Source organism: Bacillus sp. RO2, assembly GCF_012911845.1.
Lineage (GTDB): Bacteria > Bacillota > Bacilli > Bacillales > Bacillaceae_I > Sutcliffiella_A.
Genome location: NZ_JAAXCU010000046.1, coordinates 137911 through 153245, shown reverse-complemented (window position 1 = coordinate 153245; position 15335 = coordinate 137911). Strand labels below are relative to the sequence as shown.

The following is a 15335-nucleotide window of genomic DNA, read 5'->3' as shown; positions in this document are numbered from 1 at the left end:
AAAGGGGAAGGGATTGCCCGTGTTGAAAAAAGGATTAGAAAAAATAATATATTTTGTATTTACTATCTTAATATTTTTTCTATTGTGGAAGGTTACGGGAATATTCTGGAATGCATTCGTACCGTGGAATCTTAAAACGGATTTAATAGGATTATTTGTGGTGGCTCCATTGCTGATAATATTGGCTTTTGTTCTGTCGAGTTTATCATTTAAAGTTATAATTCGCGGAAAACGAGTTTAATAAAATATGAGTAAAGGAGCAATCCAGTGATTTGAGTTCATTCATTTACCTACCCTCGTTGGCTGGGACCTTATTATGGTCATCCTTCTGATGGACTCCAACTGCTAAGGTTGCTAAGAAAGAATAAGAGTGTCAATTAAATAGAATTTTGTAGGGGGAGGTTATGTATGTACCAATATTTCAATGGCTTAGTGATAAGGGAAGGCACTGAAGGTGTTCCAGCTGAGTATGTAGAAGCATTGTTTGAAGATGCAGGGTGGGCGAGGAATACACCTTCTTGGCAAAAAGAAAAGTTTTCCCTTATGTTTAAAAATTCTACGTGGGCGTTTACGGTATGGGATCAAAACAAGATGATCGGAATGGTTAGGGTGATTTCAGACCAAATAATGGTTGCAAACATTATGGATTTAGTTATCTTATCCGAATATCGCGGCAAAGGAATCGGAAAGAAAATTGTAGAACTTTGTGTTCAAAAACTGCCTCACGGTGATTGGTTTGCACATACCTCCGCTAATAATTTCATTTTCTATGAGAAGTGCGGTTTTGAAGTGAAAGACTTAACTCAGAATGGGACTTGTGCGTATTACGGATATATTCAAGCGAGGAAAGATGGACATAGGTAGAGGATAAAAACTAGGATAAGGAGGTTTCGTTTTGGATATTGAGAGAGTCGCTCCTGAACCCCATAGATTTGCAGTTTGTGCCTACGAGGACGTATCAGTTAAGGGATTTTATAAAGATGTTTTTAATGAAGTTTATATCTTCTTTCATCCTTTTATTAGACCAGTCACGATAGATTCAAAACTGTTTTATTCAGAAACATATCCAGACAAGTTTCAAATTATCAATCATTGCGAAATGGTAATGTGGAAAGAATTCTTAGCACTTAGTGGATTGAAAAGTTATGAAGAGTTAGATATTGGTCTTCGCACAAGGATTCACGGTTTAAAAAAGAAGTATCAGAATAAGAAATTCAAAGAAATTATAAACACTGTCATTGAGAAAGAAAATCTGCTTCCTCCAACAGAGGGGATGCTGCCTGAACTTTTAATAAATAATATTTTAGGAGCAATTAAAAAGGAGAAATATGATTGGATTTGGGTAGGAGATGAGTTTGGTACAGAAAGAAAATTAGAGTACATAGATGACTTAATAGATCAAGATACATTGGCTAGGCATAACCTGTTCACTCATGATAATTCCATACTTGTTACCACACATTGGGATAGTCATTTTTCAATGATTTGTTCAGATGATAAAAAGAAGATAGATAGAATAATAAAAACTTGTAATCTTGAAGGGTTTTATTGTGATGATTATACCGAGATTTATTGGAGCGTTCGAAATACAAACAAAGAATAGGGAGATGTTTCAATGGAATTCAGGGGATCTAGTGTTTACGATCAATCGGATTTTTTTACAAATTATATGAATAGAAGAAATAGAAAAGACAGTCCCAATAATGCCATTGAAGGTCCAATTATATCTGAACTAATTGGAAACATTCAAAATAAGGCCATCTTAGATTTAGGGTGTGGAGATGCCTCTTTTGGGAAAGAGCTACTGCAAATAGGAGCAAGGCACTACACAGGTGTAGAAGGTTCTGAACAAATGGTAGAAGCTGCGCGCTCTAACTTACTTGAACTTGACGCCACTATACACAAAGAAACGATGGAATCGTATCAATACCCAAGTGACTCTTATGATCTCGTAGCCTCTCGTTTCGCTATTCATTATGTGTCAGACATTGACCGCCTGTTTCAAAATATTTATCACACCCTTAAAGAGAATGGAAGATTTGTATTCAGCATTCAACATCCGCTTACAACTTCATCTTTTGACAGTAAGCAGACGGGAGATAAACGCGGGAATTGGATTGTTGATGATTACTTCCGTGACGGTGAAAGGAAAGAGCCTTGGATTAATCAAGTGGTTGTTAAGTATCATCGCACGATTGAACGTTACTTCACAGCACTAAGACAGACTGGTTTTACGGTAGTTGATTTACGAGAAGGTACACCGAAGCGCGAACATTTTAGTAGTGAAGAAGAGTTTGTTAGGAGACAGCGGATCCCAGTTGTTTTGGTGTTTGCTTGTGTGAAAAAAAGGTAGGCATACTTGGGGGAACACAAAACTAAAGTATAGCTATAATGGATAAAGTTGATGTAAACATGGATAAATCTTTTTTATAATGGATAAATCTTTTTTACAATTGATATCAGTGTCTTTACAATGGATAAAATAAATTTACAATGGATAACCAAAATTTTTCTTTAATATAGTGACACAGGGTCAATTTGTATATAAATAAATGAAAGGTCTGTTGTTTTTTGTGTGCTATTTTGGATTCTCTTACCTACAAAAAAGAGAAAAGGTGCTGCAACAGGACGACGAGAGTGGGAAAAGAAGGTATGAATAGTTTTATGATTAATGCTGAATATTAAGCTAAAAACTAGGAGGAAATTAATGATTAAGAAACTAAGATTATTATGCCTAGTTATATTAGTTTTAATTTCAGGAGCTTCATATGCGAGTGCTGAAAATACAAATTTGTTTGGAAGACCAACTTCAATAACATTTAAAGGTGAAAATCAAAATTGGCTTGTTGTTCACCAAATGTATCTTGTTGGAACAGAGATAGAATATGACACAAAGATTAGATACAAAGGAAAAAATGAGAAAGTAAAGACCCTACCAACTATGTACTACTCATTCACTGATAAAGGAGAAAATCTGGGTGTGGGTGGAATATTTTCACTGAAGGAATCAAATGTATTTAAAGTTGAAAGAATGGTGTGCGAGGGATGTCAATATTTAGATAAGAAAAATAAGATAACATTCACTGTTGGAGACTGGGAGGATTATGAAGAGAGGGTAGTTTTATATAGAGATTAAAAGTTTCATTACGATGTCGAGTGCAATCCAGTTAAACGGATGAGCGCTCCATTTTTTGTTTACTTCAAAAAAAAGGAAACCATATTGCCATCTCGTACGTATTATACGCAAAGGGGGGACCATATTGATCTTTTTAGCTCTGATAATATTAGGCTTTGTCATCGCAATCCCGATATTTTTAGTTGGTAAGTTTGAAAGCTCAATGCGAAGTTTTTTTCGCGGAGGGTTTCGTGGATTAGGACAAGGGGATAACAGCAACTACATAACGTGCACGAAATGTCAGACACAGATAAAAAGAGTGCACACAGCACCATATTGTGCAAAGTGCAGACAATTCTTTTAGGTGGAGGAGACCGTAAAAATTGAAAAACATAACCGACTTCAATGACGGGAGTGTGTGCTGATATCTTATTTTCCTTTTAATACCCAAAATCCAATTAATATAATTGTAATTCCGATCCCCGTGCGCCAATTAGGAAATTCTTTAAAAAATATGTATCCAATTACAACACAAACTAGGATTTCCATTCCTTTAGATACAATAAGTGAAAAGGTTAAGTTACCTACGACTTTTGTAAGAAATTTCACACCGTATCCAATCATCATACTCGCAGACAGGAAGAGGGGTATAAGTTTTATATAGTACCACAAGGTATGGAAAAAATTAGAGTCAATGTGCTTAGTTTGGTAAGCGTAAATAGTATTGATAATCAATAACCCACTTAACATTAAGAAAAGAGAAAGTAAAATCATATATGTTGTTCTCCAATTAGAATTGTTTCTAAAATTTTGCCCAAATGCAAAATATTTATGTAAGGTAAAAATGAATTTACTCAAATAGAAATTAAAACTTATAACAATTCCAAAGGGTTTCGTGTCTCTTATCACCGACCAACTTCCTAAACACTTTGACTTTTTATGGGAGATGTTTCACAATAAAGTGTAGATGAAGAGGTGAAACAATGGCTGAAAAGGTAACGAGTACAAAATGGTTTAGTGTGGCGATCCAGGCACTAGTCGTGCTTGCAAATAATGATGGGCTATGTCCGAGCGGGAAATTGGCTGAAAAACTTGATTCTAAATCTGTCTTTTTAAGAAAAATATTAACGCATCTGGTTAAAACCGAATTAATCCAGGCAAAAGAGGGCCGGGATGGTGGCTATTTTCTTGTAAAAGACCCCAGCGAAATCAAGCTGTCCGAAGTGTATGATGCAATGAAAGCAGAGACGTTTCCAAAAGGATTTTTTAATGTAGAGAGTAAAGAATGTTTTGCTCCAACTACTCGCGAATCTCTTTGTACACTCCGTGATGAAATGGAAGGCTGGGTCGTAGCCGGATTAGAACAAAAAACCATAGCTGATTTAATGAAAAAGTGAGACAGAGCTGTTTCACTTTTTTATTTTGCACGCAATTAACTGTAGTTGACAAAGGAACAGTTAACGGCATATACTGTTCTTGTAGAAAATACAGTTAAAGGGGAATAAAAATGTCTAAGAACACGATGAGTAAAGAAGAATATTTAAATAAAGTAAAAGAAATTGATACAACCAAAGAAGCTCCAAAGCAGCTGGAAGATACAGATTTTTTGACAGTTGCAAAAGAACGCCGTTCTGTAAGACAATATGATCCTGAATTTAAAATGGATAGAAGTGAAATCCTGGAGATTCTTGAAACAGCTACGTTAGCTCCGTCATCTAGTAACCTTCAACCATGGAGATTTCTAGTTATTGAAGATCAAAAGGAAAAAGAGCGTTTGTTGCCAATCGCCAATAATCAGCAACAAATTGTCGATGCTTCCGTTGTCATTGCTGTACTTGGTGACCGCGAAGCTTACAAAAATGCTGACCGTATCTATAGTGCAATCGCAGAAAAGGGAAGAATGCCAGAAGACGTGAAAGACATGTATGTGAACAGTATTCTTGATGGTTATGGGAACTTTTCAAAAGAACGCTTATCGAAAATTGCTCATATTGATGGTGGCCTTGTAGCGATGCAATTAATGCTGGCAGCAAAGGCTAAAGGCTTAGATACAGTCCCAATGGGCGGATACGATGAAGCGCAATTCTTAAAAGCCTTCAATGTTCCGGAAAACTATGAGGCTATTATGTTAATCTCTTTAGGTAAAGGTACGAAAGCAGGATTTGAAAAAACACGTCTCCCTCTTGATGAGGTTGTCAGTTGGGATAGATATTAATAAAAAAGAGTGCGCATTGGAAGATGCGCACTCTTTTTTTATTCATTGATTTGTTGTTGAACCTGTTGGATCTTCTGTTGAGCTTTCACAAGTTCTTCTATTGCAAAATAGCAAGCTTCAGATTCTGCAGTAGTGGAACTAACTTGTTTTAAGTGATGGTGTGCTTTATGAATGATATCTTGTGCTTCTTGTAATTCACTTTTAAAGTTCATAGCAAATCGTCCTTTCCTCAAAGTAGTACAGTTAAGTTTGCCAATTCAGCTCTCCTTTGTCTTTTTCAAAGGAACCTTCCCCTTAACTTCCAAGCGAAATGCTTTGAAAATAGCGAAGGCCATCATCAATAATACAAAAGTTAAAGGGAAAGCACTCACGATGATGGCAGTTTGAAGACCTTCCAATCCACCCGAATACATCAACACAACAGCAGAGGCAGAGAGAATTAACCCCCATGTTAATTTTACAAAGAAAGGGGGATTTAGATCTCCATTGGTAGTCTGCATGCCCAACACGAAAGTGGCTGAATCTGCGCTCGTAATAAAGAAAGTTGCAATCAACAGAATGGTAATTATAGATAAAACGGTACCAAATGGTAGTAATTTGTATACGTAAAAGAGTCCAGCTTCAAAACTTTGAGCGGAGACTTTGGCCCCTTCAAATAGCTCCATATGAATTCCTGTCCCACCGAAAACGCTAAACCAGAATGCACATACTATTGTCGGAACCAATAACACCGCAATGACAAACTCCCTCACAGTCCTTCCTTTTGACACCCTCGCGATAAAGGTTCCGACAAACGGTGACCAGGAAATCCACCAGGCCCAATAGAAAATCGTCCAACCTTCAATCCATTCGGCATTTTCCTTATTGAATGGAGCAAGACGAAGTCCCATGCTTGGGAGATTCTGAATATAATCCCCGAGAGTGGTGGTAAATAAATTTAATAAAAAGGTTGTAGGGCCAATGAACAACATAGTAAACAATAGAAGCGTAGCCAAAATCATATTGGTGTTACTTAAGTATTTAATCCCTTTAGATAGGCCAGTTCCTGCTGAGATAATGAATAGAACGGTCACAATTGCCATAATGGTCAGTTGAATGGCGAAGTTATTTGGAATGCCAAATAAATAATTCAGTCCGCCATTAATTTGTTGTGCACCTAAACCGAGCGATGCACAAACTCCGAAAACGGTAGCAAAAACGGCAACAATATCTACTGTCTTTCCAATGGCTCCATTTGTTTTCTCCCCTAAAATAGGGTATAAAGTGGCACTCATTAACCCTGGAGCGTCTTTTCTAAATTTGAAATACGCAATGGAAAGAGCAATGGTCGCATAGATGGCCCATGCATGAAACCCCCAGTGGAGAAATGTGTAACGAAGACCTAATTTTGCAGAAGCAGCAGTTCCGCCTTCTCCAAGTGGAGGAGTGGCGAAATGAGAGATCGGTTCTGCGACTCCATAGAAAACTAGTCCTATGCCCATTCCTGCACTGAACAACATTGCAAACCAGGTCAAGGTAGAGTAATCTGGGAGATCTTTGTCTTTTCCTAACTTTATTTTGCCGTATTTACTAAAGATGAGAAACAGGGCAAATAAAAGGAAGAAAGTAGCCGCCAGTTGATAAAACCAGCCAAAAACATTTAGAATGAATGAGTTTGCCTGATCCATTCCTTTACTAAAAGGCTCTGGGAAAATAACCCCAACTAATACAAACAAAGCAGCAATGATAACGGAAATCCAAAAAACTTTACCGATACCTTTCATAACATCCACGCCTTTCCTATGTAATCCTTTCGCTAGCATTCCCTAAATTACTTCATTCCTTTCAAATTAATTCACTTCTTCTTTTTATATCCTTCGCATAGGTTGTACAAGATGCTCTAATTGTGTAGCTGCAAGAGGGAGGACAAAAGGATCATGAGAAAAATATTAAGTCATTTCGACCCGTCCGTTCTATCCATGGCAGGGATTCGAATCTTTTCCGGGTTATTAGAAATTACCGCTGCCATCATCATGCTCAGTCTAAATGATGTGAAAAAAGCAATTGTGGTGAATTCGATGTTAGCTGTTGTAGGGCCCCTCATTTTTATTTCCACCATGATGATAGGTCTAATTAGCATGGCTGATGAGATCTCCTTTTCAAAAATGATTTATATAGCAATTGGGTTGGGGTTTATCTTATTTGGCATCTATAAATGAGAAAATGTATTCCATTGTTATATATTGTCCAGGCCCGCATACATTGTAAGTAATAATAGGACAAGAAGGGGATCTGTATGTTTGCAAGTATTACGACTGTTTTACCGCCGGAAATAACCGGTGTTATTGATACACTTCCACCACCGTTACTGGAGAGAATGGAAGAAATCCGAGTTCGCGTAAATCGCCCCCTGGAATTAATGATAGATGGGAACCCCCATTTCCCACCGTATACAGTGACGCCAACGGATGCTATTCACATTTTGAACAAAATTAGTAAGCATTCCATCTATGCACTGGAAGAGGAGCTCAAGCGTGGATATATCACTATTACTGGGGGACATCGTGTTGGGCTAGCTGGAAAAGTGATTACAGAACAGGGAAAAGTGAAGGCTATCCGTGACGTCTCCTCCTTTAATATCCGTATTGCCAAGCAAAAGATTGGAGTTGCTGAACCTCTGATTCCATTCCTTTATGAAAAAGGTAGATGGTTAAGCACAATGGTAATTGGACCGCCACAAACAGGAAAGACAACATTATTAAGAGATCTGGCAAGGATGATGAGCTCAGGCTGTGAGGAAAAGCGAGTGGCATCATTCAAAGTGGGGATTGTGGACGAACGCTCTGAAATCGCTGGTTGTGTGCATGGAATTCCTCAGCATGACTTGGGACAAAGAGTTGATGTGCTTGATGGCTGTCCAAAGGCAGAAGGCATGATGATGATGATTCGCTCCATGAGCCCTGATGTCATCGTCGTGGATGAGATAGGAAGAATGGAAGACAGTGAGGCAGTGATGGAAGCCGTCCATGCAGGAGTGGGGCTTCTCATGTCGGTTCATGCTTTTTCTTTTGATGAATTAAAAAGCAGACCTAGTCTTAGGGAAATCTTATCATACCAGGCAGTTAAACGGTTCGTGGAACTGACCAGATCCAATGGACCAGGGTCCATTAAGAGAATAGTTAATGAGGTGGGGGAAGAGATCTTCCGGGAAGAGGGTGTGAGAAGATGATCAAATTAGTTGGAGCAGTTTTAATTCTCGTGGCAACTTCCTGGGCAGGTTTTGAAGCAGCAAGGCACCTGACAGAAAGGCCAAGACAACTTAGACAATTAAAGGTAGCCTTGCAATCGCTTGAAGCTGAAATCATGTATGGTCACACTCCACTTGCGGATGCGACCAAAAACATCTCCAAGCAATTGGAAAAACCACTTTCATGGTTTTTTGAAAGTTTCGCTAATAAATTAGATAAAGCAAGTCTTACAGTAAAAGAAGCCTGGCAAGAAAGCTTAGATGATGTTTGGAAAAACACCGCTTATAAAACGGCCGAACTCGAAATCATGAAACAATTCGGCGAAACACTCGGCCAACACGATCGCTACACCCAACAAAAGCACATCCAACTGGCACTAACCCACCTTGAACGCGAAGAACTAGAAGCCCGCGACAAACAAAACCGCTACGAAAGAATGGTCAAAAGCCTCGGAGTCCTATCAGGATTACTGCTGGTGATTTTATTGATTTAGCAGGACGAGAAATAGAAGGTACTGTTTATTATTGAAGTTTTTGGCTGTGGATTGGAGCAAATGACAAGACTCCAGCGGGGGAGTAGTCACAATGTTGAAACCCCGCATGCTTGCCGAGGAGGCTCAAGGTCGCCTCGCGGAAAGCGAAGTCATTTGCGGAAAGGAACAGCGGCGTAAACGCAACAAGTTGATTGTAGCGGAAGCGGCGAGACTCCTACGGGAGGAAGGGACAGGGGAGACCCCGCAGGCGAAAGCCGAGGAGGCTCCCGGACCGCCCGCGGAAAGCGAGCCGCTGCAGCGAAAATTAACAACTAAACTTACGAGAAATCCCCAAAAGCAAACCGTAAAAAATAGGAGGAGCGTCCATGGGCATTGAAGTAGACGTAATATTTAAAATCGCCGGCATCGGCATCGTTGTAGCCTTCCTGCACACCGTGCTAAAACAACTCGGCAAAGAAGAATACGCACACTGGGTAACCCTACTCGGATTCATCTACATTCTTTTTATGGTAGCAAGCATCGTCGACGATCTTTTCAAGAAGATAAAATCGGTATTCCTGTTCCAATGATAAGGGGTGTTGACCTATCGAGATTCTCCAAATAGTAGGTCTTGGCTTAATCGCCACCTTTCTTGCATTAGTAGTAAAAGAGCAAAAACCGACATTTGCCTTTATGTTAGTGGTATTTGTCGGCTGTGCGATTTTCTTATTTTTAGTAGAGCAAGTGTTTGATGTTATTAGGATGCTTGAGAGGATTGCGATTAATGCCAATGTCAATTTGATCTACGTCGAAACCATTCTGAAGATTGTTGGAATCGCCTACATCGCAGAATTTGGTGCACAAATCACAAAGGACGCCGGCCAAGGAGCCATCGCATCCAAAATCGAATTGGCCGGGAAAATATTAATTTTGGCAATGGCCATTCCTATTTTGACCGTCATCATTGAAACCATCATTAATCTTATTCCTTCTTAAAATGAACCTTCAGAGGGGAGCATATCAATGAAACTCATTCTTGCAATCATTGCAGCCGTGTTGATTCTACTGTTCATTCCATTTGAAATAGTACAAGCCTCACCCTCTTCGCCGTCAGAATTAGTAACAGAACAAATAGAAGGAATTGATGTAGAGGAAATCAAGGTGTACTGGGAAGAAGTGATGGAAGAGTACGGTGGATTTTTGCCAGAAAGCCAAAAAGGCTCATTCATGGAATTTGTAAAAGGGGACAAGTCCTTTTCCTTGGAAGAATGGTCAAAAGGCTTCCTGAAATACTTATTTCATGAACTCTTGGCAAACGGCAAACTGCTGGGCAGTCTAATCTTACTCACCATCTTCAGCATGTTCCTACAAACGCTTCAAAATGCCTTTGAGCAAAAAACAGTCAGTAAAGTCGCCTATAGTGTTGTGTTCATGGTCCTGATCATCATCGCCCTCAACAGTTTTCATATCGTAATCTCTTACACTCTAGAAGCAATAACCGCCATGACAGGGTTCATCATCGCTTTAGTGCCACTCCTTATCGCTCTAATTGCTTCATCAGGTGGATTGGTATCGGCAGCATTTTTCCATCCTATTATTCTTTTTTTAATGAATACCAGCGGCCTGCTTATTCAATATGTCGTGCTTCCACTGTTGTTTCTTTCAGCAATATTAAGCATTGTCAGTACGCTAAGTGAACATTACAAAGTCACCCAACTTGCACAGTTACTCCGAAATGTAAGCATCGGAATCCTAGGAATCTATTTAACGGTATTCCTGGGTGTTATCTCTGTCCAAGGTGCAACGGCAGCGGTGACAGACGGAATCGCTATTCGTACCGCAAAATTTGTGACCGGTAACTTTATTCCTGTAATAGGCAGAATGTTTACAGACGCTACAGATACCGTGATTACTGCTTCAGTGTTGTTAAAAAATACAGTGGGGATTCTTGGAGTGGCGACTTTGATTCTATTGGCTGCTTTCCCGGCAGTGAAAATTCTATCTATTGCTATAATTTATAAACTTGCTGCGGCGCTTCTCCAACCATTGGGTGGCGGTACCGTCATAAAATGTCTCGATATTATCAGCAAAAGTATCATTTACATTTTTGCTGCCCTGGCTATTGTCTCCTTTATGTTCTTCTTAAGCATCACGGTCATCATAGCAGCAGGAAATATTACCGTGATGGTCAGGTAAGGGGGAGAGTTAATGAGTTACTTAACAGAATGGATCACCAGTATCATCCTATTTATTCTTTTAGCAACAGTAGTAGAAATGTTGCTTCCGAATTCTTCCATGCAAAAGTATACGAAACTAGTGATTGGACTTCTACTCATTGTCGTCATTCTCACCCCCATCCTGAAGCTCCTTTCCACAGATATGGATGAACTTTTTGCCAAAATGACTACGCATTCTTCCTACACATCAAAAGAAAACACAGAAAATTTAATAGAAATGAAGAAAAAAGAAATACAAGCCTCCCATGCTGCATACATTTTAAATAAAGCGGCTGTCCTAATGAAAGAAGATGTGGAGGAGGAGTTGAGAGAAAGCTATGGTGTAACCGTGAAAGACTTGCGAGTTGTCGTGAAAAATGAGGACCAGCTTACCGAATTGCCTATTGAAGAAAATATAGAATCCGTTGTGATTCTACTGGAACAAGCGGAAGACGAGACAGCCATTCAAGTTGTAAAACCTGTTCAAATTGACACCTCCAGACAAAAGGAACCAGCTCCTTCCTCAAAAGAAGAAGGAAAAATAGCAAATTTCCTAGCAGATCGTTGGCAACTACAACCAACCAATATTTCAGTAGCAGTCGAAGGGGGGGATTAGTACAAGGTGGAAAAGAAAAATCAAGCATTCATTCCATGGCTAAAATCTCTGCTTACCAATCAGTCAAAAGATAAAAAAGCAAAATACCAATACATGACGGTCATACTCGTCCTTGGTGTAGGATTCATCTTATTTGGAAATCTGTTTTTTGGAGGAGACAGTGCAACTTCTCCTGGCGGCGGGGTTCTGCCAGCCATGAAACAGGAAGAACCGAAAGATGAACCGGTATTTGGACAAAATGACGATGCCAACGCACCTTCTACTATCTCTGATTACGAGGCAAGCTTTGAGAATCAGCTGAAAGACGCACTCGAGGCAATCACCGGAGTTAATGACGTATCTGTCGTCGTAAATATCGATGCCTCCGAAAAGAAAGTCTTTCAGACAAACAAAACCACCTCACAGCAAACAACGGTCGAAACTGACCAGCAAGGTGGGAAACGCGATGTCACTGATACCTCAGAAGAAGAACAAGTCCTCGTCATCAGGAAAAATGAACAAGAAATTCCGGTCGTATCCGAAACCAAAAAACCGGTCATACGCGGAGTTCTGATTGTAGCACAGGGCGCTGAAAATATACATGTAAAACAAATGATTTTGGACGCTGTCACCAGAGTGCTAGACGTACCACAGCACAAAGTAGCAGTACTTCCAAAAAAATCCGAGGGGGAATAATCCATGTTATTAAAAAAACAAACCGTTTGGTTACTAACTATGTTAAGTCTCGTTTTTGTCCTATCTGCTTACTACTTTATCGGTGATCAACAAGCCGGCGAACAACTGGCAAATGACGCCACAGAACAACCAGCAGCCACTGAATCCGCAGAGAATCATGGCGGTGAAGAAGGCGAAGCAGCTGGTACTGATGAAGAAGAAGGAACTGAAAGTACGGAAGGCGTTGAAGGCGAAGAAGCTACAGAGGAAGATGGCAGTGCTGTAGTAAAATATATCTCTTCTGACGAGACACTAGCAGAAATGCGCTATGAACTGGAAAACCTTCGCAGTGCACACCGTGCAGAATTAAAAGAAATGATGGCAAGTACAGATCTACCAGCAGAAGAAATCTCCAAAGCAGTTGACCAATACAACGAACTTGCACAAATCTCTGAAAAAGAACTAATCCTAGAGTCCACCATCCGTTCCCATAAGGATGTAGATGATGCGCTTGTCCGTGTGACAGACGGCAAAATCCGAGTAACAGTCAAAACAGCCGCTCACTCACCACAAATGGCAAACGACATCTACCATATGGTACGCCAAGAATTCAAAGACGTACGTAACGAAGACATCGCATTCGACTTCCCACCAGTAACGGAAGAAGGCGGCGAATAATATAAGATAGGCAAGGTGCCGAAGCCCTGTGATTGTTGGGGCTTCGGTTTTTTGTTTTGGTTTATTAAAAATAGACTCTTTGACTGGTGTTACCTGAGTACGATAGATCTGATGAAAGCAATAAACGTCTGGCAGTTCGTTCGTTTTTAATTCCAGTTATTTTCTGAAACTCAGAAACAGTGATAGTAGGGTTGATCAACAGCCTATAATCCTGAAGTAGCTTGATGTGTGCCTCCTTGCAAGTGTTGTTACATTTTTGACACAACCAAGAACCAAAAATTCTCTCGCAACCTATATGAAGACATTTCTGGCACTGCACCCCTTTTAATATACATTCTGGAGATACTCCATAGTCTTTCTCCAAATTAATAGAGGTGACAGGCTCGTTCTTCTTTATTATGAGGGAGCTTAGTTTACGAACCCCTTTAGCGTCCCATATTACTTTAGTGTGTTTTTTAGTGAACTTTGTAATCTTTGCTTCAACCCCTGAATTGCGAACTACCATGTTCTTAACGAGATTGGGGTGAGAAATACATTTAATCTCTGCCCTTGAGTTCGCAATGACTACTAAACGTTCACAAGGACCAGGCTGGATTTTATAGTCTTTTAACCAAGTTTTGAATTTAGTGATTTGATTTTGTACCTGGATAATGGGATCGGAGTAGGTGATAGTTTTATCAACTTCATTTTCGGTGATTTTTTGAATGAGTTGCTGGAAGGCCGGGTCAAACTCGAGGGTTCCTCTCATATACTTCGCATCTAAAATGAGGAAAAAAGTAGGAAAGATTAATAGTGTGTCAATTTGAAAGTGATGTCCTTTAAAAGGTAGCCTTATATCTTGTAAAACATAAAACTCTCCCTCTGCATCGGGTAACAGTTCCAAATAGTAATTAAGCGATTCTTCTCCTTTAAAACCAGCTATGTTTTTCCCAAGATCTGATTTTATTTTCGGCAATATGGGGTGAGAATGTGGGAGGCGCCGACTTAAGGCTTCTAACACTTTTATTTTTAAAGACATTTCGCGTTCTTTCAAAATGATCATAGGCATACAACTCCTTTTTTCTTTGAGATGTTACTATTTTGACATTGAAGTAGTTTTTCCTGCAAAACTTGTCAAATTTTCTGGGAATCTTTTGTATGGGGGTGGGTTTTATTAGAAAGCTTTTAGCAAATTAATCTTTTGAACTTTTGGTGCAAAGTTGTCGGGAATTCACGGGAAAACTTAAGAAAAGAGGTGTTTTGGGGGTGTGTGAAATGGTTCGGACAAATTACTTTGTCGTTCGGACAATTTGATACTGATCTGGACAGGTGTTCGGACACTTAGGTCAGGGCGTTCGGACAATAATTTGTGGTGTTCGGTCAATTGAAAAATTGGTTCGGTCAACTTTTCTGAAACTTTGGTCAACTATGTGAAAACTTCGGTCAACTTCCAAGAATCTTCGGTCAACTTCCGGAAAACTTCGGACATTTTAGCCAAAATCACACATTGGTGACAGGGTGCTGCTTGATTTTTATGGAAAATGACTTTGAAATATGTGAAAAACTATAGAAAATAGCTCTCTTAGTTCTTGTTAAAAGTGGTTCGGACAAATTATTCGTGACTTCGGACATTTTAGTCCTAAATTAGAATAGCGTTCGGACAAAATAGCCTAGTTGTTCGGACAAAAATTCATGGTGTTCAGTCACTTGAAAAATTGGTTCGGTCAACTTTCCTGAAACTTCGGTCAACTATGCAAAATCTTCGGTCAACTTCTGGAAAACTTCGGTCAAAAAACGCAAAACTTCGGACACTCTGCAAAGTCACCAAAGAAGCAAACAATTTCCCAGCTCAAAAGCAACAACATGAGTAAAACCTTTCGCCATTAACCCCAATTCTCCAACACTCCCCCTATCCACCACAATTAAAATCCCCTATAATAATAACTAAAGCGTTTTCATCCACCCATCTACGTAACAACCCGAATCAACCAAACTTAGCACTAGGTAATAATATCTATTACTATTTTTAGTTGAATTTCGTAAGCTTGTATCGTATGATGAATATGAACTATTTTGTTAAAATGTACATAGCAACATCTAGGCAACAGCAGGCAACATCAATGCAGCAACTAATCATCAATAGGACCGAGGAGTGAACGAAAT

Annotated in this window: 18 protein-coding genes; 15 read left to right on the top strand and 3 right to left on the bottom strand. The window is 39.5% G+C overall.

What is annotated here, in order from left to right:
* Window positions 1-408: 408 nt before the first annotated feature.
* The 6 genes from HF078_RS14620 to HF078_RS14595 all read left to right on the top strand — a co-directional run bounded on the left by HF078_RS14620 (window position 409) and on the right by HF078_RS14595 (window position 5330).
* On the top strand, window positions 409-864 hold the full coding sequence (locus HF078_RS14620; RefSeq protein WP_169291815.1) for a GNAT family N-acetyltransferase: 456 nt from the start codon (window positions 409-411) through the stop codon (window positions 862-864).
* 31 nt (window positions 865-895) lie between these two features.
* Window positions 896-1603 carry a DUF2711 family protein gene (locus HF078_RS14615; protein ID WP_169291814.1) on the top strand — a complete coding sequence of 236 codons (708 nt, stop codon included), beginning with the start codon at window positions 896-898 and terminating at the stop codon, window positions 1601-1603.
* A 12-nt stretch (window positions 1604-1615) separates the two neighbouring features.
* Window positions 1616-2353, top strand: coding sequence for a class I SAM-dependent DNA methyltransferase (locus HF078_RS14610; protein ID WP_169291813.1), 738 nt, complete (start codon window positions 1616-1618; stop codon window positions 2351-2353).
* A 354-nt stretch (window positions 2354-2707) separates the two neighbouring features.
* Window positions 2708-3136, top strand: a complete 429-nt coding sequence (locus tag HF078_RS14605) for a hypothetical protein (RefSeq protein WP_169291812.1) — start codon at window positions 2708-2710, stop codon at window positions 3134-3136.
* 962 nt (window positions 3137-4098) lie between these two features.
* The gene (locus HF078_RS14600) at window positions 4099-4512 is read left to right on the top strand and encodes an RrF2 family transcriptional regulator (protein ID WP_169291811.1); all 414 of its coding nucleotides are present in this window, start codon (window positions 4099-4101) and stop codon (window positions 4510-4512) included.
* A gap of 110 nt (window positions 4513-4622) precedes the next feature.
* A complete protein-coding gene (locus HF078_RS14595; protein WP_169291810.1) occupies window positions 4623-5330 on the top strand; it encodes a nitroreductase family protein in 708 nt (235 codons plus the stop codon).
* 38 nt (window positions 5331-5368) lie between these two features.
* Here the strand turns inward: HF078_RS14595 and HF078_RS14590 are convergent, their stop codons facing one another.
* Both HF078_RS14590 and HF078_RS14585 read right to left on the bottom strand, forming a co-directional pair.
* Window positions 5369-5542 carry a hypothetical protein gene (locus HF078_RS14590; RefSeq protein ID WP_168864693.1) on the bottom strand — a complete coding sequence of 58 codons (174 nt, stop codon included), beginning with the start codon at window positions 5540-5542 and terminating at the stop codon, window positions 5369-5371.
* A 45-nt stretch (window positions 5543-5587) separates the two neighbouring features.
* Window positions 5588-7093, bottom strand: coding sequence for a glycine betaine uptake BCCT transporter (locus HF078_RS14585; protein WP_169291809.1), 1506 nt, complete (start codon window positions 7091-7093; stop codon window positions 5588-5590).
* Window positions 7094-7246: 153 nt separating this feature from the next.
* Between HF078_RS14585 and HF078_RS14580 the strand changes: the two genes are divergently transcribed.
* The 9 genes from HF078_RS14580 (at window position 7247) to HF078_RS14540 (ending at window position 13193) form a co-directional block, all read left to right on the top strand.
* Window positions 7247-7528, top strand: coding sequence for a YqhV family protein (locus tag HF078_RS14580; RefSeq protein ID WP_169291808.1), 282 nt, complete (start codon window positions 7247-7249; stop codon window positions 7526-7528).
* A 77-nt stretch (window positions 7529-7605) separates the two neighbouring features.
* Complete coding sequence (spoIIIAA, locus tag HF078_RS14575) at window positions 7606-8538, top strand: stage III sporulation protein AA (protein WP_169291807.1); 933 nt, start codon at window positions 7606-7608, stop codon at window positions 8536-8538.
* Window positions 8535-9050: a stage III sporulation protein SpoIIIAB gene (spoIIIAB, locus tag HF078_RS14570; protein ID WP_168864690.1), complete on the top strand. Its 516-nt coding sequence runs from the start codon at window positions 8535-8537 to the stop codon at window positions 9048-9050. The genes spoIIIAA and spoIIIAB overlap by 4 nt, the downstream gene beginning before the upstream one ends.
* 365 nt (window positions 9051-9415) lie before the next feature.
* Complete coding sequence (spoIIIAC, locus tag HF078_RS14565) at window positions 9416-9619, top strand: stage III sporulation protein AC (protein ID WP_060666334.1); 204 nt, start codon at window positions 9416-9418, stop codon at window positions 9617-9619.
* 16 nt (window positions 9620-9635) lie between these two features.
* Window positions 9636-10025 carry a stage III sporulation protein AD gene (gene spoIIIAD, locus HF078_RS14560; RefSeq protein WP_082380912.1) on the top strand — a complete coding sequence of 130 codons (390 nt, stop codon included), beginning with the start codon at window positions 9636-9638 and terminating at the stop codon, window positions 10023-10025.
* Between the two features lie 27 nt (window positions 10026-10052).
* Window positions 10053-11225 carry a stage III sporulation protein AE gene (spoIIIAE, locus tag HF078_RS14555; protein ID WP_169291806.1) on the top strand — a complete coding sequence of 391 codons (1173 nt, stop codon included), beginning with the start codon at window positions 10053-10055 and terminating at the stop codon, window positions 11223-11225.
* A gap of 12 nt (window positions 11226-11237) precedes the next feature.
* A complete protein-coding gene (gene spoIIIAF, locus HF078_RS14550) occupies window positions 11238-11861 on the top strand; it encodes a stage III sporulation protein AF (RefSeq protein ID WP_169291805.1) in 624 nt (207 codons plus the stop codon).
* Window positions 11862-11867: 6 nt separating this feature from the next.
* Window positions 11868-12536 (top strand): stage III sporulation protein AG, encoded by a 669-nt coding sequence (gene spoIIIAG / locus HF078_RS14545; RefSeq protein WP_169291804.1) that lies wholly within the window; start codon window positions 11868-11870, stop codon window positions 12534-12536.
* A gap of 3 nt (window positions 12537-12539) precedes the next feature.
* Window positions 12540-13193, top strand: coding sequence for a SpoIIIAH-like family protein (locus HF078_RS14540; RefSeq protein ID WP_169291803.1), 654 nt, complete (start codon window positions 12540-12542; stop codon window positions 13191-13193).
* A 64-nt stretch (window positions 13194-13257) separates the two neighbouring features.
* On the opposite strand, the gene HF078_RS14535 is transcribed toward HF078_RS14540, so the two are convergent.
* Window positions 13258-14235, bottom strand: coding sequence for a nuclease-related domain-containing protein (locus HF078_RS14535; RefSeq protein WP_169291802.1), 978 nt, complete (start codon window positions 14233-14235; stop codon window positions 13258-13260).
* Window positions 14236-15335: the final 1100 nt, after the last annotated feature.